This is a genomic window from Streptomyces sp. NPDC001153 (assembly GCF_053598315.1).
Map to the genome: position 1 here is coordinate 55,648 of NZ_JBSFJZ010000037.1, position 21,474 is coordinate 77,121.

Consider the following 21,474-nt stretch of genomic DNA (forward strand, 5'->3'; position numbering starts at 1 on the left):
CGTGGGAAGCCGGGCCTGGTGTCATCCGGTCATCCAGCGGTCGGGACGGGCGTCCCGGCGCCCCGTACGGGACCGCTCCGCCTGGGCGTGCAGAAGCCGCGCGGCCTCCTGGGCGTCCCGCAGACGGGCTGTCACGGTCTTGCCGGCCCCGGTGTCCACGTGGACGTCGGCGAGCCGCCAGAGGCGCTGCCAGGGTCCCTGGCTCAGCCGCACGCTCTGCACCTTGGCGTGCGGGACCAGCGAGAGCCGGCGCCGCAGCAGACCGCGCCGGGTGGCGAACACCGCCCCGGTGACCGCGAGGCGGTGGCCGCGCCACCACACCGGCACGTACCAGCGGGCCCGCCGCGGCGGCCGCGACAGCTCCTGAGGCACCGTCACACCGGGCAGCACGCGCGCGACGACCGACTCGGCGATCGGGCGTGGGGCGACCGGCACCAGCACCGAGTTGGCGGACCCGGCCACGTCCAGTTCCACCCGCACCCAGCCGAGCCGCCGCCACAGCAGGGGCTGCACGATCCGCACGGTCTGCACCCGGCCCGGCGGGACCGTCTCGTGCGTACGGTCGAGCAGCCCGTGGTCGATGCGCAGCCCGTCCGGCGACTCGCTCACCTTCCAGTCGAACTCGCCGGCGAACCGTCCCGCGCTGCGCGCGCCGGCCGCGCCGAACAGCGGCAGGGCGGTGGCGAGGACCGTCCACAGGTTGTGGGTGGTGAGCCAGAGCACGGTCGGCATGACGAGCGCGGCGCACAGCGAGACCCAGGTGGCGCCCGTCAGTACCAGGGAGAGCGCCAGCGCGCGAGGGGGCACGCGCAGCAGTTCGTGCGCCGGAGCCTCGCCGACTTCGCGCGCCGTCTCGGGAGCGAAGCCCGCGGCGCGCGCCAGCAGCTCCGCGCGCAGGGCGCGCGCCTCCTGCTCGCCGAGAAAGGCCAGCTCGTCCTTGTCGTCGGCGCCGACGACGTCGATTCGCAGCTTGGCGACGCCCGCCACGCGCGCGAGGAGGGGACGGGAGACGTCTACGGCCTGGATGCGCTCCAGCCGGATGTGCGCGGTGCGCCGGAACAACAGGCCGGTGCGGATGCGCAGTTCGGTGTCGGTGACCGCGAAGTGCGTGAACCACCAGGACAGAAAGCCGTAGAGGCCGGCCACTGGCACCAGCACCGCGAGCCCCAGCAGCAGCGCGGTGGCGGTCAGCCGCGCCAGCTGCTGCTGCGTCCCGTTCGGGTCGTGCACCGCCCATCCGGAGAGTACGGCGACCGGCGCCCAGGCCCGGCGGAACGGCGTGACCGGGTGCAGCCGGCGCTCGGTCACCGGCACGGGCGCGGGTATCTCCTCGTCGTGGTCCGGGGTCGTCACAGGCCCGCCGATCGCGCCTCGCCCAGCTCGGAGAGCCGGTAACGCAGCCGCTCCGCCTCGGCCGGGTCCAGGCCGGGGATGGTGGCGTCGGTCGCGGCGGCCGCCGTGTGCAGCTGCACGGTCGCCAGCCCGAAGCGCCGCTCGAGGGGCCCGGAGGTGACCTCGACCAGCTGCATCCGCCCGTACGGCACCACCGTCTCCTCGCGCCACAGGACACCGCGGCTGATCAGCAGGTCGTCCGCGCGCTCGGCGTACCGCCACGACCGCCAGTTGCGTCCCACCAGCCGCCAGCACCACGCGGCGCCGGCCACCGGCACCAGGGCGAAGGCCGCCCACGCGGGCCCCACGAGCAGGCCCAGCGGCAGCCCGGTGACGACCGCGAGCACTGCCGTCCACCCCACCACGAGCAGCCGGCGCAACCGCATCAGGGCGGGCTGCAGCCCCCGCCACACCAGCTCGGCCCCCGGTATCCCGGTCTCCTCCGGGCTCCCCGTCTCCATGGGCCCAGCGTACGTAGGGGAAACTGGGGCCATGACTCCTACGACGGAGACCACGGTCGGGATCGGCGGCGCCGCGGAAAGCACCGACATGGTGCTCAACATCGGGCCCCAGCACCCGTCCACGCACGGCGTGCTGCGGCTCAGGCTCGTGCTGGACGGGGAGCGCATCGTGCGCGCGGAGCCGGTGATCGGGTATATGCACCGCGGCGCCGAGAAGCTCTTCGAGGCGCGCGACTACCGCCAGATCATCGTGCTCGCCAACCGCCACGACTGGCTGTCGGCGTTCTCGAACGAGCTGGGCGTGGTCCTCGCCGTGGAGCGCATGCTCGGCATGGAGGTGCCGGAGCGTGCGGTCTGGATGCGCACGCTGCTCGCCGAGCTGAACCGGGTGCTGAACCACCTGATGTTCCTCGGCTCCTACCCGCTGGAGCTGGGCGGCATCACCCCGGTGTTCTACGCGTTCCGGGAGCGCGAGGTGCTCCAGAACGTCATGGAGGAGATCTCCGGCGGGCGCATGCACTACATGTTCAACCGCGTCGGCGGCCTCAAGGAGGACCTGCCGGCCGGGTGGACCGCACGCGCGCGTGCCGCCGTCGCCGACGTGCGCTCGCGCATGGACGTCTTCGACGACCTGGTGCTCGGCAACGAGATCTTCCGTGGGCGCACGCGCGGCGTGGGCGCGATGACGCCGCAGACCGTGCACGCCTACGGCGTGAGCGGGCCCATCGCGCGCGCCTCGGGCGTCGACTTCGACCTGCGCCGCGACGAACCGTACCTGGCGTACGGCGGTCTCCAGGACACCCTGAAGGTCGTCACCCGCAGCGAGGGCGACTGCCTCGCCCGCTTCGAGGTGCTCCTGGACCAGACCCACAACGCGCTCGACCTCGCCGACGCCTGCCTGGACCAGCTCGCCGAGCTGCCGCCCGGGCCGATCAACCAGCGGCTGCCCAAGGTGCTGAAGGCGCCCGAGGGGCACACGTACGCGTGGACCGAGAACCCGCTCGGCATCAACGGCTACTACCTGGTCAGCAAGGGCGAGAAGACGCCGTACCGGCTGAAGCTGCGCTCTGCCTCGTACAACAACATCCAGGCGCTGACCGAGCTGCTGCCGGGGACGCTGGTGGCGGACATGGTGGCCATCCTGGGCTCGATGTTCTTCGTGGTCGGAGACATCGACAAGTAGGACGGTCCTCGGCGAGCGGCCGGCTCAGGCGAGCGGGTCCGGAATCCCAACCGGCTGGACGAGCCAGCCGAAGTCACCGAGGCCGCCCGGCGCGGTGAGTTCGGCGGCCTCCCCGGCGCTCGCGAGGGCGCGCACATAGGCCGTGGGGTCCGCGGCGGCCAGCGTGAGCGGGGGGCGTGCGCCGGTGACGCCCAGGGCGCGCAGAGCAGAGCGCTGCGTGAGGAGGCGCGCCGGAGGCAGTACGCGCGCCGTGCGCGAGGGCGCCCGCGCCGTCTCGGTGGGCGTGTGCGCCGTCTCCCCGGGCCTGCCGGTCGCATCCCCGGGCGTCTGCGTCGTGCGGTGGGGCGCTTCCGAGGGTGTGTGCGCCGTGACGGCCGCCGCGCACGCGTCCAGCGCGACGTGGGCCGTGATGTCGCACGACCCGTCCGGCACGGGCGCCGTCTCGCGCCCCTCCCGGAAGCCGGTGAGCGTCCCGAACGGGGGGCGCGTGTCGGCGGTGTGCGCGTAGTCCACGGCCACCGCGAGCCCGCGCACCACCCGCGCCACCGCCGAAGTCCACGCCAGGTCCCGGGGCAGTCCGATCTCCGCGCGCAAGCCTTGCTCGGCCGGCAACGGCCACCATCGGGCGAGCCAGTCGGCCGCCGCGCCGGTCACCGGGGCCCCGAGCCGCTCGGTGCCGTCGTCGGCGACGAGCACCAGCCGGGGCACGCCCGCGGGGTCGACCTCGGCCACGTCCACGGGCACGTTGTCCAGCCACTCGTTGGCGAACAGCAGCCCCGTGACGGTGGGCGGCGGCGTGTCCAGCCAGGTGATGCGTTCGTCCAGCCCGACAGGGCGGTCGGCGAGCTCGACGGCGTATGCACGCGCGCGTGCGGCCACATCGGCCGGCAGGGCGGCCAGCACCCCGGTGACCAGTTCGCCCCGCCCGGCGCCCATGTCGACGAAGTCCAGTGCCGGGGGCCGTCCCAGCGCCTCGTCGACCCGGCACAGCAGCCGGGCCACTGCCTGCGCGAACAGCGCCGAGGCGTGTACGGACGTACGGAAGTGACCGGCCGGGCCCTCGGGGCGGCGGTAGAAGCCCCCGGGCCCGTACAGCGCCGCCTCGGTCGCCGCACGCCAGCCGCGTCGGCCGCGCCGGCCGCCCTCTCCGTCGCCGGGGCGCCGTTCCGCTTCCCGCGCCGTCTCATCCGTCACCGGAACAGACTAGGCACACAGATGATCACTTCCTCCACCTTGCGGAGTACGCGCCCCTGGCGCGGATCGGCCCTCCGGTTGACCCCTGCACGCATCCGTTTTCCCTACTCTGGGTTACGTGCAGCGCCTCTACGACTTCCTCCGCCGCCACCCGACCTGGGTCGACACCTTCTGGGCCGTCGTCCTGCTCGGGCTGTCCGGTCTGAGCGTGGTCAATCTCCACGGGGTGCCCGGTCACCACATGACGCTCCCCGGCGGGATGGCCGTGTCCGCCGTCCTGTGCGTCGTCGTCGCGCTGCGCCGCCGTTTCCCGGAGCCGATGCTGCTGGTCGCCCTCGCGACGGGTCTGGCCCAGCTGGTGGTGGACGTCGAGACGACCGTCGCCGACTTCGCGATGCTGGTGATCACCTACACGGTGGCGACGGTCGGCGCGCGCTGGGCCTCCCGGCTCGCGCTCGCCGCCAGCCTCATCGCTGCGCCCCTCGCGCAGATCCGCTGGCCCAACGAGCACACCGATTTTCTGGGGCAGATCGCCCTCGTCGTCTTCCAGACGGTGCCCTTCGCGCTCGCCTGGGTGCTCGGTGACTCCATGCGCACCCGGCGCGCCTACTTCGCCCAGCTGGAGGAGCGCGCGGCCCGCCTGGAGAAGGAGCGCGAGGCGCAGTCGAAGGTCGCGGTGGCCGCCGAGCGCGCCCGCATCGCGCGCGAGCTGCACGATGTCGTCGCGCACAACGTGTCGGTGATGGTGGTGCAGGCCGACGGCGCCGCGTATGTCCTCGACACCGCTCCCGACCAGGCGAAGAAGGCCCTGGAGACGATCTCGTCCACCGGCCGCCAGGCCCTCGCCGAGATGCGCCGTCTGCTGGGCGTGCTGCGCACCGGAGAGCACCAGGAGAGCGGGGAGTACGTTCCGCAGCCCGACGTCGAGCAGATCGACGAGCTGATCGAGCAGTGCCGCAGCTCCGGCCTCCCTGTCGATTTCAAGGTCGAGGGCACCCCACGACCGCTGCCGAGCGGCGTGGAGCTGACCGCGTACCGGATCGTGCAGGAGGCGCTCACCAACACCCGCAAGCACGGCGGGCCCAACGCGGGCGCGAGCGTCCGGCTGGTCTACTTCGACGACGGGCTCGGCCTGCTCGTCGAGGACGACGGCAAGGGCGCGCCGCACGAGCTGTACGAGGAGGGCGGCGCCGACGGCCGGGGGCACGGCCTGATCGGTATGCGCGAACGGGTCGGCATGGTCGGCGGCACCCTGGACGCGGGGCCGCGCCCGGGCGGAGGATTCCGCATCAGTGCCCTGCTCCCGCTCAAACCGGCGCACTGACGCGGCCGTACGCCCCCTGTTGACACCTGTACACCCTCGCCCTGAAGCCACCCCTGCCGCCCCGAACGAAAGAGGCCCGATGACGATCCGCGTGATGCTCGTCGACGACCAGGTGCTGCTGCGCACCGGATTCCGGATGGTGCTCGCCGCCCAGCCGGACATGGAGGTCGTGGCGGAGGCGGGCGACGGCGTCGAGGCCCTGCAGGTGCTGCGGTCCACGCCCGTCGACGTCGTCCTGATGGACGTCCGCATGCCCAAGCTGGACGGCGTGGAGGCCACCCGGCGGATCTGCGCGGAGCCCGATCCGCCCAAGGTGCTGATCCTGACCACCTTCGACCTGGACGAGTACGCCTTCTCCGGGCTGAAGGCGGGCGCCTCCGGCTTCATGCTCAAGGATGTGCCGCCCGGTGACCTGCTGGGCGCGATCCGGGCCGTGCACAGCGGTGACGCGGTCGTGGCGCCCTCCACCACCCGGCGTCTGCTGGACCGCTTCGCGCCGATGCTGCCGTCCACCGGCAAGGAGCCCCAGCACAAGGAGCTGGAGCGGCTCACCGACCGGGAGCGCGAGGTGATGGTGCTGGTCGCGCAGGGCCTGTCCAACGGCGAGATCGCGGCCCGGCTGGTGCTGAGCGAGGCGACGGTCAAGACCCACGTGGGCCGCATCCTGACCAAGCTCGGCCTGCGCGACCGGGTGCAGGTCGTGGTGCTCGCCTACGAGACAGGGCTGGTACGCGCGGGCGGCCACGGCTGAGCCCGTGCCTGCCGGCTGTCTCGGGGGCACGGGTGGTCGGCTGTGGCGGTGGGTGTCGGCGCATTCCGGCGGTCAGACCCGGCTGTGCCGACGGCCTCGACAGTCACCGCTGAGCCCGGCCCCGCCGGCTGCCCCGCGGTCAAGGCTAACGTCGCTGCGGCGCGGTGTGTCAGCGCAGGACGCCCTCGATGAAGTCGCTGCCCAGCCGGGCCACCGCCGCCAGGTCCAGCTGGTGCTGGACGTACCGGCCCCGGCGGCAGTTGGTGATCAGGCCCGCCTTCTTCAGCACCGCCAGGTGCCGGGATATCTGGGGCGCCGACATGCCGTGCGCGTCGGCCAGTTCGCTCGTGGTGTGCGGGGCCCGTGCCAGATGTCGGCACAGCCGCATCCGCACCGGGTGGGCCAGCGCCTCCATGCGGCGGGTGAGCTGCTCGACGGACGGGGCCTGCGGACGGGACCCGCTCGCCGGGTAGGTGATCGAGGGCTGCCATCCGTGGCGGTACAGGACCATCAGGTGCGGCCAGCCCAGGCTGGTCGGGACGAGGACCAGGCCGCCGTCGCCGGTGGCGGCGTGGCCCACCAGGAGCTTGTCGACCGTGATGAGCGCGGCCTCCTCGTCCAGCGAGATGGCCCCGGAGAGGGACGCGAGGGCTTCTCCGAGGCCCCTGTGGCGCAGCAGTTCCGTCTTGTGCCGGGCGTCCGCGGCGAGTTGGGGCTGGACGCGGGCCCAGACGTCGGCGAAGAACGCCTCGTCGCAGTCGAGCATCAGCTCCCGGAACCAGGCGCGGACGGCCGGCGGATCCTCCAGCAGCCGGCGCGTGAACCGCTCCTGCACGGCTCCGCGCGCGGCGGCCAGTTCCAGGGAGCGCCGGCGCAGCTCCGGGTCCTCGAGCGGGCCGGGCTCCTGGACGTCGTAGCGCAACTGGCACGTGAACTCCAGGGCCGCTGTGACGAACTGGTCGTCCGTCAGTTTGTCCAGCTGGTCCAGTTCCTCGGCGAGGGTGGCGCCGGGGAGCGCGCGGCCGCCGGGCAGGCCCGCGAACGGGGCGAACACGTCCGAGAACGTCGTACGCCACAGGAAGTCCGCCTCGCACAGGCGGTCGGCCAGGCAGGGGTCCAGCCGGGAGGAGACGGCGGTCGCCCAGCCCTGGAGACCGGGATGGTGGCCGGGCTCGCTGAGGGCGTGCAGGGCCATCCCCAGTTCCGCCAGTGGAGAGGGCACGACGGAGACCCGCTCCGGTGGCAGTCCCGAGATGTCGATGGTCACGCTCATGCCGTCCATCGTGCACCCGGCCACTGACAGTGCCGCCGTGGATTGACGGCGGTCGTCAATCCACGGGACAGCCGCCCCGGCCGGGAGCAGGCTGGAGACACCGGGGCAGCCGCGGAGCCCGAGCGGACACCCGTCCGTCACCGATCAGTTCACGTCCTGAGAAGGCGATCGCCATGAGCATCACCCAGCAGTACCTCCTGGACAGCCACCGCGCCCGCGTGCTCGGCGAACCGGAGCCGCCCGCGCCCGGCCGGCACGACGCCGACCTGGTGCGCGAACTGCGCGACTACCGGCGCTTCCGCGCGGTCGTCGCCGGGCGCCCGGCGCGGGGGCGCGTGCGGTACGCCCTGCGCCGCTGGCTGCGCCCGCGCGCACTGTGATCACCCCGTGGGCAGGCGCTCGACGAAGCCGGCGACGGCCGCCCGTACGTCGTCCGCCGTCCAGGTGAGGCCCTGCGAGCGCACGGCGACCTCGGTGAAGGACAGCCCCGGCCCGCCGCGGTCCCAGGGGTTGGCGAACAGGAACGTGCCCGTCTCCTCGGCCTGGCGCACCGCCGCCTCCATGAGGACGTCCGGGTCGTACGGCAACCAGACCTGGAAGTCGTGGGTGTGCGGTTCCTCGGGGTGCACGCGCGACCACGGGACATCTGCCGCGGCGAAACCCTCGCGGAGCGCGGCGGCGACCACGCGCGCGTGCCGCACGTAGTCCGGCAGCCGGGGCAGCTCGCGCTCCAGGCCGGCGAGCGCCGACAACGCGGTGGGGAACTGCTGGAAGACCATGCCGCCGTACCGGTGCCGCCACGTCTTCGCCTCCTCCACCAGGGTCTTCGGTCCCGCCAGCGCGGCGCCGCCGAAGCCGTCGAGGGACTTGTAGAACGACACATAGACGCTGTCCGCCAGGCCCGCGATCTCCTCGAGGGACCGGCCGAAGTGGACCGTGCACTCCCACAGGCGGGCGCCGTCGAAGTGCACCACCGCGTCGCGCTCCCGCGCGGCCTCGACGACCTCGGTCAGTTCCTCCCAGGTGGGCAGTACGAAACCGGCGTCCCGCAGGGGCAGTTCCAGCATCAGCGCGCCGAAGGGCTCGTCGAAGTCGCGTATCTCGGCGGCGGTGGGCAGCCGGGGCTCACTGGTCACGCGCACCGGGCGCAACCCGCTGACCTGGCTGAACGCGTGCCGTTCGTGCACCTCCGGGTGGGCCAGGGCGTGCAGGGCAACCGCGCGGTCGCCGGTGCGGTCCGCCCAGCAGCGCAGCGCCACCTGCTGGGCCATCGTGCCGGTCGGGAAGAACGCGGCGGCCTCCGTGCCGAGCAGGCCCGCGACCCGTTCCTCCAGGTCCGCCACGATCCCGTCGCCGTAGATGTCCGCGTTCCGGTCCAGGTCGTACACCTCGGGTGCCGCTTCCCGGAGAGCTGCCAGCCGCTCCCGGATCGTGCGCTGGAAGCCCGGGCGCCACAGCACACGCTCCGCCTTGGCGAAGGCGTCCCGGCGCCGCCCCCGCATCCGTTCCCGCTCGGACCGCTCCGCCCGCTGGTCGTCGTCCGTTTCCGCCGTGTCAGTCATGTGCGGATCATGCCGCGCGGGAGCCCGGGCGGGCAGCCGGATTCGGGTGCACGCACGCGTGGTGACGCCGCGAGAGCCGAGGCGGGGCCCGGGCGCGGGTGGACACACGGCTGCGTGGCGTACACGTGGCGTAACCCACAGCCTGTGGACGACCAATCGGCGCCGGATCGAGATAGCGTTAACATGACGAGAAATCGTCCGGTACCCAGAGCGGACTGGAACGGGAAGGCCGCCGTCGCGTGAGTACAGTCCACCAGCAAGACCTCAAGGACCGCCCAGCGCGGCTCACCGTCGGCGTCGTCGGCGCCGGCCGCGTGGGCCCTGCGCTCGCCGCGTCCCTCCAGCTCGCCGGGCATCGCCCGGTGGCCGTGTCCGGCGTCTCCGACGCCTCCCGGCGGCGCGCCGCGACCATGCTCCCGGAGGTGCCGCTGGTGCCGCCCGCCGAGGTCCTGCAGCGCGCCGACCTGGTGCTGCTCACCGTCCCCGACGACGTCCTGCCCGGCCTGGTCTCCGGTCTCGCCGAGACCGGCGCGGTACGGCCCGGCCAGCTGCTCGTGCACACCTCCGGCCGGTACGGCGCGAAGGTGCTCGACCCGGCCCTGCGCGCGGGCGCGCTGCCGATGGCCCTGCACCCGGCGATGACCTTCACCGGCACCCCCGTGGACGTCCAGCGGCTCGCCGGCTGCTCCTTCGGCGTCACCGCGCCCGAGGAGCTGCGGCTGGCCGCCCAGGCCCTCGTCATCGAGATGGGCGGCGAGCCGGAGTGGATCAGCGAGCAGAACCGCCCGCTGTACCACGCGGCCCTCGCGCTGGGCGCCAACCACCTGGTGACCCTGGTCGCCCAGTCCATGGAGCTGCTGCGCACCGCGGGCGTCGAGGCGCCCGACCGGATGCTCGGCCCGCTGCTCGGCGCCGCCCTGGACAACGCGTTGCGCTCCGGCGACGCGGCGCTCACCGGGCCCGTCGCGCGCGGCGACGCCGGCACGGTCGCCGCACACATCACCGAGCTGCGCACGCACGCCCCGCAGACCGTCGCGGGCTACGTCGCGATGGCCCGCGCGACCGCCGACCGGGCGCTCGCGCACGGCCTGCTGAAGCCCGAACTCGCCGAGGACCTGCTGGACGTGCTGGCCGACGGCACCGGCGGCACCAACGGCGGTGGCACGAACGGCACTCACGGCACCGAGGGGAACGACCGATGACCACCGCCCTGCTGAGCACCGCCGACGAGCTCCACGCGCGCGTGCGCCGCGGCCGCCGCGCCGTCGTGATGACCATGGGCGCCCTGCACGACGGCCACGCCACCCTGATCCGCACCGCGCGCGAGATCGCAGGACCGGACGGCGAGGTCGTCGTCACCGTCTTCGTCAACCCGCTGCAGTTCGGTGCCGGCGAGGACCTGGACCGCTACCCGCGCACCCTCGACGCCGACCTGAAGCTCGCCGAACAGGCCGGTGCGGACGCGGTGTTCGCACCCTCCGTGGACGAGGTCTACCCCGGCGGCGCCCCCCAGGTCCGGATCACCGCCGGCCCCATGGGCGAACGACTGGAGGGCGCCTCGCGGCCCGGCCACTTCGACGGCATGCTGACCGTCGTCGCCAAGCTGCTCCACCTCACCCGTCCCGACGTGGCCCTCTACGGGCAGAAGGACGCCCAGCAGCTGGCCCTGATCCGGCGCATGGTGCGGGACCTGAACTTCGGCATCGAGATCGCCGCCGTACCGACCGTGCGTGAGGAGGACGGGCTCGCCCTGTCCAGCCGCAACCGCTACCTCTCGCCGGAGGAGCGCCGTACCGCGCTCGCGCTGTCCCGCGCGCTGTTCGCGGGCCGTGACCGGCACGCCGCGCAGGAGGCGCTGCGCGCGCGTGCCCGCGAAGTGCCCACCACACACGCGCGTGCCGAGGCGCTGAGCGCCCTCGGGGAGTCCCGCGCGGCCGCCGACGCGCACGCGGTCGCCACGGCGTCCCCGGGCGGCCCGGCGGCCGTCCGCGCGGCCGCCCGCCAGGTACTGGACGAGGCCGCCCGGCTCGTCCCGCCGCTCGAACTGGACTACCTGGCGCTCGTCGACCCGTCCGACTTCACCGAGATCGGCGACGACTTCACCGGCGAGGCCGTCCTCGCCGTCGCCGCCCGGGTCGGCACGACCCGGCTGATCGACAACCTTCCCTTGACCTTTGGAGCCGCCTCGTGACCAGCACAGGCACCAGCACCGGCATACGACTGCACGCGCCCGCCCCGGGCTGGGCCATCTCCGCGGACGTGGTCGTCGTCGGCTCCGGCGTGGCAGGCCTGACCGCGGCCCTGCGCTGCCAGGCCGCGGGCCTGACGACGGTCGTCGTCACCAAGGCCCGCCTGGACGACGGCTCCACGCGGTGGGCCCAGGGAGGCATCGCGGCCGCCCTCGGCGAGGGCGACACGCCCGAGCAGCACCTGGAGGACACCCTGGTGGCCGGCGTGGGCCTGTGCGACGAGGAGGCCGTGCGGATCCTCGTCACCGAGGGCCCCGACGCGGTACGGCGCCTCATCTCCACCGGAGCCCACTTCGACACCGACGGCGAGGGCGACATCCACCTCACCCGCGAGGGCGGCCACCACCGGCGCCGGATCGTGCACGCGGGCGGCGACGCGACCGGCGCGGAGGTCTCCCGGGCGCTCGTGGAGGCGGTACGCGCGCGTGGGCTGCACACCATCGAGAACGCGCTCGTGCTGGACCTGCTGACCGACGCCGACGGCCGTACGGCGGGCGTCACGCTGCACGTGATGGGCGAGGGCCAGCACGACGGCGTGGGCGCCGTGCACGCCCCCGCGGTGGTGCTCGCGACCGGGGGCATGGGCCAGGTCTTCTCCGCGACCACCAACCCGTCGGTGTCGACCGGCGACGGCGTGGCGCTGGCGCTGCGCGCGGGCGCCGAGGTCTCCGACCTGGAGTTCGTGCAGTTCCACCCGACCGTGCTGTTCCTCGGTCCGGACGCCGAGGGCCAGCAGCCGCTGGTCTCCGAGGCGGTGCGCGGCGAGGGTGCCCACCTGGTCGACGCCGACGGGGTGCGTTTCATGGCCGGGCAGCACGAACTGGCCGAGCTGGCGCCCCGGGACATCGTCGCCAAGGGCATCCTGCGGCGGATGCTGGAGCAGGGCGCCGAGCACATGTACCTCGACGCCCGGCACTTCGGCGCCGAGATGTGGGAGCAGCGTTTCCCGACCATCCTGGCCGCCTGCCGCGCCAACGGGATCGACCCGCTCACCGAGCCCATCCCGATCGCCCCGGCCGCCCACTACGCCTCCGGAGGCGTGCGCACCGACGCCCGGGGCCGGACGACCGTGCCGGGCCTGTACGCGTGCGGCGAGGTCGCCTGCACCGGCGTGCACGGCGCCAACCGGCTCGCCTCCAACAGCCTCCTCGAAGGCCTCGTCTACGCCGAGCGGATCGCCGCCGACATCATCGCCGCGCGGGCACAGAACGGCCTCCACGCGCGCGTGCCCGTACCGGTCGAGCACCCCGAGACGCCCGCGCACCCGCTGCTCGCCCCCGAGACCCGGTTCGCCATCCAGCGGATCATGACCGAGGGCGCCGGCGTGCTGCGCTCGGAGGAGTCCCTCGCCCGGGCCGCCGAACAGCTGCAGCAACTGCACACGGAGGCCCGCGACGCCCTCGACGAGAACGGCAAGACCGCGGAGCCCGGCGTGGACACCTGGGAGGCCACCAACCTCCTGTGCGTCGGCCGCGTCCTGGTCGCCGCCGCGCGGCTGCGCGAGGAGACCCGCGGCTGCCACTGGCGCGAGGACCACGCCGAGCGCGACGACGCCCACTGGCGCCGGCACATCGTCGTGCGGCTGAACCCCGACCGCTCGCTGGCCGTGCACACCACCGACACCGCAGACTTCCCCCCTACCCGGTAACACCCAGCGCCTCAGGAGCAGTGACAGACGTGAGCACCGACGACCTTCCCCTCGCCCCGACCGGTGGCTGCGGCGACGGCTGCGCCTGTAGCGCGGACGGCGACGAGGAGTACCTGGAGAGCGGGCTCGACCCCGCGCTCGCCGAGCTGCTGGCCGCCGCCGGGCTCGACCCGATCGAGGTCGAGGACATCGCCAATGTCGCCATCCAGGAGGACCTGGACGGTGGCGTGGACGTGACGACCGTCTCGACCATCCCGGAGGACGCCACCGCCACCGGCGACTTCACCGCGCGCGAGGGGGGCGTCGTGGCGGGCCTCAGGGTCGCCGAGGCCGTGCTCTCCGTGGTCTGCACGGACGAGTTCGAGGTCGAGCGGCACGTCGAGGACGGCGACCGCGTCGAGGCCGGGCAGAAGCTGCTGTCGGTCACCACGCGGACGCGTGACCTGCTGACGGCCGAGCGCAGCGCGCTGAACATCCTGTGCCGCCTGTCCGGCATCGCGACCGCCACGCGCGCGTGGGCGGACGCGCTGGAGGGCACCAAGGCCAGGGTCCGGGACACCCGCAAGACGACCCCGGGTCTGCGCTCGCTGGAGAAGTTCGCCGTCCGATGCGGCGGCGGCGTCAACCACCGTATGTCGCTGTCCGACGCGGCTCTGGTGAAGGACAACCACGTGGTCGCCGCCGGCGGCGTCGCGCAGGCCTTCAAGGCCGTACGGGAGGCCTTCCCGGAGGTGCCGATCGAGGTCGAGGTCGACACCCTGCACCAGCTGCGCGAGGTAGTCGAGGCGGGAGCGGACCTGATCCTCCTGGACAACTTCACGCCCGACGAGTGCGCGGAGGCCGTCGGGATCGTCCGCGGCCGGGCCCTGCTGGAGGCCTCCGGCCGGCTCACGCTCGACATCGCGCGCGTGTACGCCGACACGGGCGTGGACTTCCTGGCCGTCGGCGCGCTCACCCACTCCTCGCCGATCCTGGACATCGGCCTCGACCTGCGCGAGGCGGAGTAACCGCGATGCTCCTCACGATCGACGTCGGCAACACGCACACCGTCCTCGGCCTGTTCGACGGCGAGGACATCGTCGAGCACTGGCGCATCTCCACGGACGCGCGCCGCACGGCGGACGAGCTGGCGGTGCTGCTCCAGGGTCTGATGGGCATGCACCCGCTGCTCGGCGAGGAGCTGGGCGACGGCATCGACGGCATCGCGATCTGCGCGACCGTCCCGTCGGTGCTGCACGAGCTGCGCGAGGTCACCCGGCGCTACTACGGTGACGTTCCCGCCGTCCTGGTCGAGCCGGGCGTGAAGACGGGCGTGCCGATCCTCACCGACAACCCCAAGGAGGTCGGCGCGGACCGGATCATCAACGCGGTCGCGGCCGTCGACCTGTACGGCGGCCCGGCGATCGTCGTCGACTTCGGTACGGCGACCACGTTCGACGCGATCTCCGCGCGTGGGGAGTACGTCGGCGGGGTCATCGCGCCCGGCATCGAGATCTCCGTGGAGGCACTCGGCGTCAAGGGTGCGCAGCTGCGGAAGATCGAGGTGGCCCGGCCGCGCAGCGTGATCGGCAAGAACACGGTGGAGGCCATGCAGGCCGGCATCGTGTACGGCTTCGCGGGGCAGGTCGACGGGGTCGTCAGCCGGATGGCGCGCGAGCTGGCCGACGACCCGGACGACGTGACGGTGATCGCCACGGGCGGGCTCGCGCCGATGGTGCTGGGGGAGTCGTCCGTGATCGACGAGCACCAGCCCTGGCTGACGCTGATCGGGCTGCGGCTGGTGTACGAGCGGAACGTGTCGCGGCTGTGAGGTGACCGGCGCCTGTGCGGGGCGCCGGTTCTCGCACCCGGTTTTTCGCACCCGGTTTTGCGCGCCCGGGTTTCCCTCCCCGCGTTCCCCTTACGGTTTCCCGCCCGGTTCCCCCGCTCCACGCGCGCGTGCCGTAGCCCCGGTCGAGGGAAACCGGGAGCGACACGCGGCGAAAAATCATCCCGATCCGTCACTTTTGTCCGATTAGCGGTAGCGTCGCCGCATGCCCACGCCATACGGATCCCGCGGCGGCATGGCGTTCGGCGTGGAGGAGCTGCGTGTGCTCCGCCGCGCCCTCGCCCTCGCCCTTCACCCCGGCCAAGCGTCCGCCGAGGACGTCAAGGACTGCTACCGGCTCGCCGAGTCGCTCGACGAGGCGCAGCGCGAGGGGGCGAGACTGCGCGCGTTCCTGGTGGCCGACCTCGGCCGGTACCGGGCGGCGCTGCCGGGTACCGCCGCCGGCTACCTCACCCTCCTGGAGGAGGCGCTGGGGGCCGGGCACCGGCCGACGCCGGACGATCTTGCCGCGCTGCGGGCGCTGCGCGGCAACCCGGTCGCGGCGGCGCTGCTGGACCGTTGCCAGGCGCTGGCGGAGCACGACGTACGAGCCCGGTTCGCGCAGGGCGCGCGCAGGGTGCCGGCACCCGCCGTACCGCCCTCGCGCACCCGCCTGCTGGCCCTTCAGGGCGGCGGAGGGGCGTGCGGGGTGTTCCAGGCCGAGGAACAGGCCGGAGAGCCTCAGAAGCCCGTCCAGAAGCCTCCGCAGAAGCCGGCGCCGAAACCCGCACCGACGCCCGGGGAGCGGCCCGGCACGGAGCCGGCGGCGCCGAAGCGGCCCATTCCGACGCCGGGCGAGGTCTTCCCCCGCCGCAAGCCCACGCCTCCTCAGAGCCCGGCCGAAACCCGCCAACTGGCCGCCGGCTGACCGCCTACGGCCCACGGCCGGAACCCGCGTTCCCACCCGCACCGCCGGTACGGCAGTCACGGCCGGGTGGTGTGTGCGCACCCCGCGCCTTCCGGGTGTCGTCCCGTGGCTACTCTGGTGGGCATGGACTACGTCTCCGCGCTCGTGCCTCCGGTCGTGATGGCCGTGTTCTTCATCGGTGTGGTCAGGGTGATCGTGAAGACCCAGGGCGGAGCCGCCAAGGCCAAGGAGGACGCGGCCGTCGACGCCGCCCTCGCGCGCGCGGAGAGCGTGGGCAAGGCCTCCGCCGGCGGCGACGCCTGAGTCTGCCCGCCGGACCTCGCTCCCTTCCGCGCACCTGCCCGCGGCTCTCGCCGTCACTGTGCGCTATCGCCGTACGACTTCGGGCTGTGCGCCCTTTTTGTTCCGGTTCATGGGTTTAGTGCACGTCCGGCACGCCATTGCCCGGATCTCCCACTATTGTTCTGAGCTGTGCCTCGCCCATTGGGAGAACTCGAAGACGCGGTCATGACGCGGGTGTGGAAGTGGAACCGCCCGGTGACCGTTCGAGAAGTCCTGGAAGACCTCCAGCAGGAACGCTCCATCGCGTACACCACCGTGATGACCGTTTTGGACAATCTCCATCAGAAGGGCTGGGTGCGCCGCGAGGCGGAAGGGCGGGCCTATCGATATGAGGCCGTCTCCACGCGAGCCGCGTACGCCGCCGCCCTCATGAACGACGCCTGGTCGCAGAGCGACAACCCGGCCGCCGCTCTTGTCGCCTTCTTCGGCATGATGAGCGAGGAACAGCGCCAGGCCCTCCGGGACGCCGTACGCATCGTCCAGGGCCCGGAAACCGTTCAAGCCCCGGAAGCGCGGCAACAGCAAGCCGCACAACAGGAAGCCCCGGAACAGGAAGCGCCCGAAGCCCGGGAAGAGGAGAACCCCGGCTCGGCGCCGGACGCGGACGGGCGATAGCGTCCGCTCATGTCAGCAGAGCGTCCCGAAGTCTCCGCAAAAGCCATCACGGTCCGGCGCGCCCGGACCAGCGATGTCCCGGCCGTGCGCCGCCTCCTCGACGCCTACGTCCGCGACCGCATCCTGCTCGACAAAGCCACGGTCACGCTTTACGAGGACATCCAGGAGTTCTGGGTCGCGGAACGTGACGACAACGCCGAGGTGGTCGGCTGCGGTGCGCTGCACGTCATGTGGGAGGACCTCGCGGAAGTCCGCACTCTCGCGGTGAAGCCCGGCCTCAAGGGCGCCGGCGTCGGCCATCAGTTGCTGGGGAAGTTGCTGCAGACCGCGCGCTGGCTCGGCGTTCGCCGGGTTTTCTGCCTGACCTTCGAAGTGGACTTCTTCGGGAAGCACGGCTTCGTGGAGATCGGGGAGACACCGGTCGACACCGATGTGTACGCGGAGCTGTTGCGTTCCTATGACGAGGGCGTCGCGGAGTTCCTGGGTCTCGAACGAGTGAAACCGAACACCTTGGGCAACAGCCGGATGCTTCTGCATCTGTGATCGTCATTGCCCAGGTGCCCTATGTCCGAAACGCGCATGTTTCCGGACGGGGCCGCTCCGTCGGCCCTCTCCCAGGGGTTTGTGTTTTTCCGGCAAAAGCGGTTTGCTTTCCGACGTACTGCAGTACTGCATATAACAGGGGCGGCGAAACGGCGGACACCGCGCAGCCCCGGTCCTCAACGTTATCGATGAAAGGAAATCCGGTGGCACAGAAGGTTCAGGTCCTTCTTGTCGACGACCTCGACGGCGGCGAGGCGGACGAGACCGTGACGTTCGCGCTGGACGGCAAGACGTACGAGATCGATCTCACGACCGGCAATGCGGACAAGCTGCGCGGCCTTCTCGACCCGTACGTGAAGGGCGGGCGCCGCACCGGTGGCCGTGCGTCGGGCGGACGCGGAAAGGCGCGTGCCGCTTCCGGTGGCAGCCAGGACACCGCGGCGATCCGCGCCTGGGCGAAGGAGAACGGTTACGAGGTCAATGACCGCGGTCGGGTTCCCGCATCCATTCGCGAGGCCTACGAGAAGGCCAACGGCTGATCCCGCCGACAGGCGGCCGGCAGTCCCGTGCGCGGGCGCCGCAGCCGGACGCGGTGACACTGCGCTGCCACCGTGTCCAGCAGTCGTACGAGATCGGGGGCGCTCCTCTCGCGCCCCATGGCCGGCATCGCCGGCAGCGAGGCCTCGACCTCGCATCCGGGCCCAGGGGGCCGCAGCCATACGGCGGCCCCCTGCACGGACCCGGGGCGCACGCCCCCTTCGGACACGTTCGTCGGGGGGACCGGTGCCCCCATCGCGTCGCCCGCCCCCAGGACCCGCAGGTCGAGGGCCACGGCGCTCCACTCCAGCCAGTCCAGCAGCCCCGGCAGCTCCTCCGCGCTGCCCGCGGCCACCAGCAGCTCCATCCGGTCGCCCCGAAGGGCCACCGGAGAGCCCGGCGCGAGATGCCGGAGCGCCCCCGCGCCCGCCTCGGCCGGCACGTCCAGGACGTCGAATCGCACCCCCGTGAGCAACCGCAGCGGCCGTCCGGGCACTGTCGCCCAGCCCAGATCGTTCTCATACCAGTGCCGGACCCGGGTATCCGGGACATCTGGGACATCCGGAAGATCACCGAGGTCCGGTACGTCCGGATCCAGCGGGCGACGGGGAAGAGGAACTGTTGAGGCCATGGGGACCGAGCCAACCATGCCAAGGGCAACCGCCGGAGCGACCGGGAGGTTACGCTGGGTGTGAGATCGATCGCGCAGAGTGCCGAAAGAGGGGGCGCGCGGGGGTGCGGGGAGGCGCAAGGTTGTTCGCCCATAGCGGAGGGAACCGGTGCGCGCCGCATGGAGTGTCAGTCCCAGCGGGTAAGACATGCCTAGTGGGAGGGGGCGACACGCAGGACGGCCCGTCTCACGTTCGCCATCGGCGTACTGACGATGGGGGTAACTGCCTGGCCTGCGGGAACATCGTCTCGCACCATCGGGTTGGAGCAGATGTCGGCGTCAGGGGTCAGGAGGCCATCGACGGTGTCGGCAGTTGGAATGAGCGGTCCCCGCTTGCGGGACTAAGCTGCGGAAGGACAGGGAGGGGAAGTTCCCCCCACTGCCTGACCGCTCTGAGGAGCGATTAACGATGTTCGAGAGGTTCACCGACCGCGCGCGGCGGGTTGTCGTCCTGGCTCAGGAAGAAGCCCGGATGCTCAACCACAACTACATCGGCACCGAGCACATCCTCCTGGGTCTCATCCACGAGGGCGAAGGTGTCGCCGCTAAGGCCCTGGAGAGCCTCGGCATTTCGCTTGAGGCGGTCCGCCAGCAGGTGGAGGAGATCATCGGTCAGGGCCAGCAGGCCCCGTCCGGGCACATCCCCTTCACCCCCCGTGCCAAGAAGGTCCTGGAGCTGTCGCTCCGCGAGGCCCTTCAGCTGGGCCACAACTACATCGGCACGGAGCACATCCTGCTCGGCCTGATCCGCGAGGGCGAGGGCGTCGCCGCCCAGGTCCTGGTCAAGCTGGGCGCAGACCTCAACCGGGTGCGGCAGCAGGTCATCCAGCTGCTCTCCGGTTACCAGGGCAAGGAGACCGCCACCGCGGGCGGCCCGGCCGAGGGCACCCCCTCGACCTCTCTCGTCCTGGACCAGTTCGGCCGGAACCTCACCCAGGCCGCTCGTGAGTCCAAGCTCGACCCGGTCATCGGGCGCGAGAAGGAGATCGAGCGGGTCATGCAGGTGCTGTCCCGCCGTACCAAGAACAACCCGGTGCTGATCGGTGAGCCCGGCGTCGGCAAGACCGCCGTCGTCGAGGGCCTCGCCCAGGCCATCGTCAAGGGCGAGGTGCCCGAGACGCTCAAGGACAAGCACCTCTACACGCTGGACCTCGGCGCCCTGGTCGCCGGCTCCCGCTACCGCGGTGACTTCGAGGAGCGCCTGAAGAAGGTGCTCAAGGAGATCCGCACCCGCGGCGACATCATCCTGTTCATCGACGAGCTGCACACGCTGGTCGGTGCGGGTGCCGCCGAGGGCGCCATCGACGCGGCTTCCATCCTGAAGCCGATGCTGGCCCGCGGCGAGCTGCAGACCATCGGTGCGACCACGCTGGACGAGTACCGCAAGCACCTGGAGAAGGACGCGGCCCTGGAGCGCCGCTTCCAGCCCATCCAGGTCGCCGAGCCGTCCCTGCCGCACACCATCGAGATCCTCAAGGGTCTCCGTGACCGGTACGAGGCGCACCACCGCGTCTCCATCACCGACGAGGCCCTCGTCCAGGCGGCCACCCTGGCCGACCGGTACATCTCCGACCGCTTCCTGCCGGACAAGGCGATCGACCTGATCGACGAGGCCGGTTCCCGGATGCGCATCCGCCGGATGACCGCTCCGCCGGACCTGCGCGAGTTCGACGAGAAGATCGCCGCCGTCCGCCGGGACAAGGAGTCCGCGATCGACTCGCAGGACTTCGAGAAGGCCGCCTCCCTGCGCGACAAGGAGAAGCAGCTCCTCGCCGCCAAGACCAAGCGGGAGAAGGAGTGGAAGGCCGGCGACATGGACGTCGTCGCCGAGGTCGACGGCGAGCTGATCGCCGAGGTGCTGGCCACGGCCACGGGCATCCCGGTCTTCAAGCTCACCGAGGAGGAGTCCAGCCGCCTGCTGCGCATGGAGGACGAGCTCCACAAGCGGGTCATCGGCCAGGTGGACGCCGTCAAGGCGCTGTCGAAGGCGATCCGCCGTACGCGCGCGGGCCTGAAGGACCCGAAGCGTCCGGGTGGTTCGTTCATCTTCGCCGGCCCGTCCGGTGTCGGTAAGACCGAGCTGTCCAAGGCGCTCGCCGAGTTCCTCTTCGGCGACGAGGACGCGCTGATCTCCCTCGACATGTCGGAGTTCAGCGAGAAGCACACGGTGTCGCGTCTCTTCGGTTCCCCGCCCGGATACGTGGGGTACGAAGAGGGCGGCCAGCTGACCGAGAAGGTCCGCCGCAAGCCGTTCTCCGTCGTCCTCTTCGACGAGGTCGAGAAGGCTCACCCGGACATCTTCAACTCGCTGCTGCAGATCCTGGAGGACGGTCGCCTGACCGACTCCCAGGGCCGGGTCGTGGACTTCAAGAACACGGTCATCATCATGACGACCAACCTCGGCACGCGGGACATCTCCAAGGGCTTCAACCTGGGCTTCGCCGCCGCGGGTGACACGAAGACCAACTACGAGCGCATGAAGAACAAGGTGTCGGACGAGCTCAAGCAGCACTTCCGCCCCGAGTTCCTCAACCGCGTGGACGACGTGGTCGTCTTCCCGCAGCTGACGCAGCAGGACATCCTGCGGATCGTCGACCTGATGATCAGCAAGGTGGACGAGCGCCTGAAGGACCGGGACATGGGCATCGAGCTCTCCCAGTCCGCCAAGGAGCTGCTGGCCAAGAAGGGTTACGACCCGGTGCTGGGCGCGCGTCCGCTGCGCCGCACGATCCAGCGCGAGGTCGAGGACACGCTCTCGGAGAAGATCCTCTTCGGCGAGCTGCGTCCCGGTCACATCGTGGTCGTGGACACCGAGGGCGAGGGCGACGCCCAGACCTTCACCTTCCGCGGCGAGGAGAAGTCGGCACTGCCGGACGTCCCGCCGATCGAGCAGGCGGCCGGCGGTGCGGGGCCGAATCTGAGCAAGGAGGCGTAAGCCTCCGGCGGAACAGCCGAACGAAAGGGGGCCGGTGCTGCCAGCACCGGCCCCCTCTCG

Annotated in this window: 21 protein-coding genes; 15 read left to right on the plus strand and 6 right to left on the minus strand. The window is 72.0% G+C overall.

What is annotated here, in order from left to right; all coding sequences use genetic code 11:
- Positions 1–21: 21 nt before the first annotated feature.
- Both ACWDEN_RS34305 and ACWDEN_RS34310 read right to left on the minus strand, forming a co-directional pair.
- Positions 22–1,353 (minus strand): PH domain-containing protein, encoded by a 1,332-nt coding sequence (locus tag ACWDEN_RS34305; RefSeq protein WP_351622476.1) that lies wholly within the window; start codon positions 1,351–1,353, stop codon positions 22–24.
- Entirely contained in the window at positions 1,350–1,853 is a 504-nt protein-coding gene (locus ACWDEN_RS34310; protein ID WP_450861765.1) for a PH domain-containing protein, read from the minus strand. Before ACWDEN_RS34310 ends, ACWDEN_RS34305 begins: the two co-directional genes overlap by 4 nt.
- Positions 1,854–1,884: 31 nt before the next feature.
- Between ACWDEN_RS34310 and ACWDEN_RS34315 the strand changes: the two genes are divergently transcribed.
- A complete protein-coding gene (locus ACWDEN_RS34315) occupies positions 1,885–3,036 on the plus strand; it encodes an NADH-quinone oxidoreductase subunit D (RefSeq protein WP_450861767.1) in 1,152 nt (383 codons plus the stop codon).
- A gap of 24 nt (positions 3,037–3,060) precedes the next feature.
- Here ACWDEN_RS34315 and ACWDEN_RS34320 read toward each other — a convergent pair whose 3' ends face one another.
- Entirely contained in the window at positions 3,061–4,230 is a 1,170-nt protein-coding gene (locus tag ACWDEN_RS34320) for an SAM-dependent methyltransferase (RefSeq protein ID WP_450861769.1), read from the minus strand.
- A gap of 118 nt (positions 4,231–4,348) precedes the next feature.
- Between ACWDEN_RS34320 and ACWDEN_RS34325 the strand changes: the two genes are divergently transcribed.
- Positions 4,349–5,554, plus strand: coding sequence for a sensor histidine kinase (locus ACWDEN_RS34325; RefSeq protein ID WP_351622467.1), 1,206 nt, complete (start codon positions 4,349–4,351; stop codon positions 5,552–5,554).
- A gap of 79 nt (positions 5,555–5,633) precedes the next feature.
- On the plus strand, positions 5,634–6,305 hold the full coding sequence (locus ACWDEN_RS34330) for a response regulator transcription factor (RefSeq protein ID WP_351622464.1): 672 nt from the start codon (positions 5,634–5,636) through the stop codon (positions 6,303–6,305).
- Positions 6,306–6,474: 169 nt separating this feature from the next.
- Here ACWDEN_RS34330 and ACWDEN_RS34335 read toward each other — a convergent pair whose 3' ends face one another.
- Complete coding sequence (locus ACWDEN_RS34335) at positions 6,475–7,578, minus strand: DUF5937 family protein (protein ID WP_351622461.1); 1,104 nt, start codon at positions 7,576–7,578, stop codon at positions 6,475–6,477.
- A gap of 173 nt (positions 7,579–7,751) precedes the next feature.
- On the opposite strand from ACWDEN_RS34335, the gene ACWDEN_RS34340 reads away from it, so the two are divergent.
- A complete protein-coding gene (locus ACWDEN_RS34340; protein ID WP_351622458.1) occupies positions 7,752–7,958 on the plus strand; it encodes a hypothetical protein in 207 nt (68 codons plus the stop codon).
- Here ACWDEN_RS34340 and ACWDEN_RS34345 read toward each other — a convergent pair whose 3' ends face one another.
- Positions 7,959–9,140, minus strand: a complete 1,182-nt coding sequence (locus ACWDEN_RS34345) for a threonine aldolase family protein (protein ID WP_351622455.1) — start codon at positions 9,138–9,140, stop codon at positions 7,959–7,961.
- A 239-nt stretch (positions 9,141–9,379) separates the two neighbouring features.
- Between ACWDEN_RS34345 and ACWDEN_RS34350 the strand changes: the two genes are divergently transcribed.
- The 10 genes from ACWDEN_RS34350 (at position 9,380) to ACWDEN_RS34395 (ending at position 17,811) form a co-directional block, all read left to right on the plus strand.
- Positions 9,380–10,342 carry a Rossmann-like and DUF2520 domain-containing protein gene (locus ACWDEN_RS34350; RefSeq protein WP_351622453.1) on the plus strand — a complete coding sequence of 321 codons (963 nt, stop codon included), beginning with the start codon at positions 9,380–9,382 and terminating at the stop codon, positions 10,340–10,342.
- Positions 10,339–11,331: a pantoate--beta-alanine ligase gene (gene panC, locus ACWDEN_RS34355; RefSeq protein ID WP_450861773.1), complete on the plus strand. Its 993-nt coding sequence runs from the start codon at positions 10,339–10,341 to the stop codon at positions 11,329–11,331. Before ACWDEN_RS34350 ends, panC begins: the two co-directional genes overlap by 4 nt.
- Complete coding sequence (locus tag ACWDEN_RS34360) at positions 11,328–13,037, plus strand: L-aspartate oxidase (protein WP_351616403.1); 1,710 nt, start codon at positions 11,328–11,330, stop codon at positions 13,035–13,037. Before panC ends, ACWDEN_RS34360 begins: the two co-directional genes overlap by 4 nt.
- 29 nt (positions 13,038–13,066) lie before the next feature.
- Complete coding sequence (nadC, locus tag ACWDEN_RS34365; protein ID WP_351616406.1) at positions 13,067–14,044, plus strand: carboxylating nicotinate-nucleotide diphosphorylase; 978 nt, start codon at positions 13,067–13,069, stop codon at positions 14,042–14,044.
- Positions 14,045–14,049: 5 nt separating this feature from the next.
- Positions 14,050–14,847 (plus strand): type III pantothenate kinase, encoded by a 798-nt coding sequence (locus ACWDEN_RS34370; protein WP_351616409.1) that lies wholly within the window; start codon positions 14,050–14,052, stop codon positions 14,845–14,847.
- A 253-nt stretch (positions 14,848–15,100) separates the two neighbouring features.
- Positions 15,101–15,772, plus strand: a complete 672-nt coding sequence (locus ACWDEN_RS34375) for a hypothetical protein (RefSeq protein WP_351616486.1) — start codon at positions 15,101–15,103, stop codon at positions 15,770–15,772.
- Between the two features lie 123 nt (positions 15,773–15,895).
- A complete protein-coding gene (locus tag ACWDEN_RS34380) occupies positions 15,896–16,075 on the plus strand; it encodes a hypothetical protein (protein ID WP_351616489.1) in 180 nt (59 codons plus the stop codon).
- A 204-nt stretch (positions 16,076–16,279) separates the two neighbouring features.
- The gene (locus ACWDEN_RS34385; RefSeq protein ID WP_450861801.1) at positions 16,280–16,729 is read left to right on the plus strand and encodes a BlaI/MecI/CopY family transcriptional regulator; all 450 of its coding nucleotides are present in this window, start codon (positions 16,280–16,282) and stop codon (positions 16,727–16,729) included.
- A gap of 9 nt (positions 16,730–16,738) precedes the next feature.
- Positions 16,739–17,272: an amino-acid N-acetyltransferase gene (locus ACWDEN_RS34390; protein ID WP_351616415.1), complete on the plus strand. Its 534-nt coding sequence runs from the start codon at positions 16,739–16,741 to the stop codon at positions 17,270–17,272.
- 203 nt (positions 17,273–17,475) lie between these two features.
- A complete protein-coding gene (locus tag ACWDEN_RS34395; RefSeq protein WP_067051481.1) occupies positions 17,476–17,811 on the plus strand; it encodes a histone-like nucleoid-structuring protein Lsr2 in 336 nt (111 codons plus the stop codon).
- Here ACWDEN_RS34395 and ACWDEN_RS34400 read toward each other — a convergent pair.
- Positions 17,790–18,458 carry an SCO3374 family protein gene (locus ACWDEN_RS34400; RefSeq protein ID WP_351616419.1) on the minus strand — a complete coding sequence of 223 codons (669 nt, stop codon included), beginning with the start codon at positions 18,456–18,458 and terminating at the stop codon, positions 17,790–17,792. The two genes, ACWDEN_RS34395 and ACWDEN_RS34400, sit on opposite strands and share 22 nt — an antisense overlap.
- 430 nt (positions 18,459–18,888) lie before the next feature.
- On the opposite strand from ACWDEN_RS34400, the gene ACWDEN_RS34405 reads away from it, so the two are divergent.
- Complete coding sequence (locus ACWDEN_RS34405; RefSeq protein WP_351616422.1) at positions 18,889–21,414, plus strand: ATP-dependent Clp protease ATP-binding subunit; 2,526 nt, start codon at positions 18,889–18,891, stop codon at positions 21,412–21,414.
- Positions 21,415–21,474: the final 60 nt, after the last annotated feature.

Coding starts and splice junctions, on each gene's coding strand:
- ACWDEN_RS34335 (WP_351622461.1), bottom strand. CDS start 7,578: ATGAGCGTGACCATCGACATCTCGGGACTGCCACCGGAGCGGGTCTCC.
- ACWDEN_RS34400 (WP_351616419.1), bottom strand. CDS start 18,458: ATGGTTGGCTCGGTCCCCATGGCCTCAACAGTTCCTCTTCCCCGTCGC.
- ACWDEN_RS34340 (WP_351622458.1), top strand. CDS start 7,752: ATGAGCATCACCCAGCAGTACCTCCTGGACAGCCACCGCGCCCGCGTG.
- ACWDEN_RS34345 (WP_351622455.1), bottom strand. CDS start 9,140: ATGACTGACACGGCGGAAACGGACGACGACCAGCGGGCGGAGCGGTCC.
- ACWDEN_RS34390 (WP_351616415.1), top strand. CDS start 16,739: ATGTCAGCAGAGCGTCCCGAAGTCTCCGCAAAAGCCATCACGGTCCGG.
- ACWDEN_RS34375 (WP_351616486.1), top strand. CDS start 15,101: ATGGCGTTCGGCGTGGAGGAGCTGCGTGTGCTCCGCCGCGCCCTCGCC.
- ACWDEN_RS34310 (WP_450861765.1), bottom strand. CDS start 1,853: ATGGAGACGGGGAGCCCGGAGGAGACCGGGATACCGGGGGCCGAGCTG.
- ACWDEN_RS34405 (WP_351616422.1), top strand. CDS start 18,889: ATGTTCGAGAGGTTCACCGACCGCGCGCGGCGGGTTGTCGTCCTGGCT.
- ACWDEN_RS34380 (WP_351616489.1), top strand. CDS start 15,896: ATGGACTACGTCTCCGCGCTCGTGCCTCCGGTCGTGATGGCCGTGTTC.
- ACWDEN_RS34330 (WP_351622464.1), top strand. CDS start 5,634: ATGACGATCCGCGTGATGCTCGTCGACGACCAGGTGCTGCTGCGCACC.
- ACWDEN_RS34370 (WP_351616409.1), top strand. CDS start 14,050: ATGCTCCTCACGATCGACGTCGGCAACACGCACACCGTCCTCGGCCTG.
- panC (WP_450861773.1), top strand. CDS start 10,339: ATGACCACCGCCCTGCTGAGCACCGCCGACGAGCTCCACGCGCGCGTG.
- ACWDEN_RS34385 (WP_450861801.1), top strand. CDS start 16,280: ATGACGCGGGTGTGGAAGTGGAACCGCCCGGTGACCGTTCGAGAAGTC.
- ACWDEN_RS34315 (WP_450861767.1), top strand. CDS start 1,885: ATGACTCCTACGACGGAGACCACGGTCGGGATCGGCGGCGCCGCGGAA.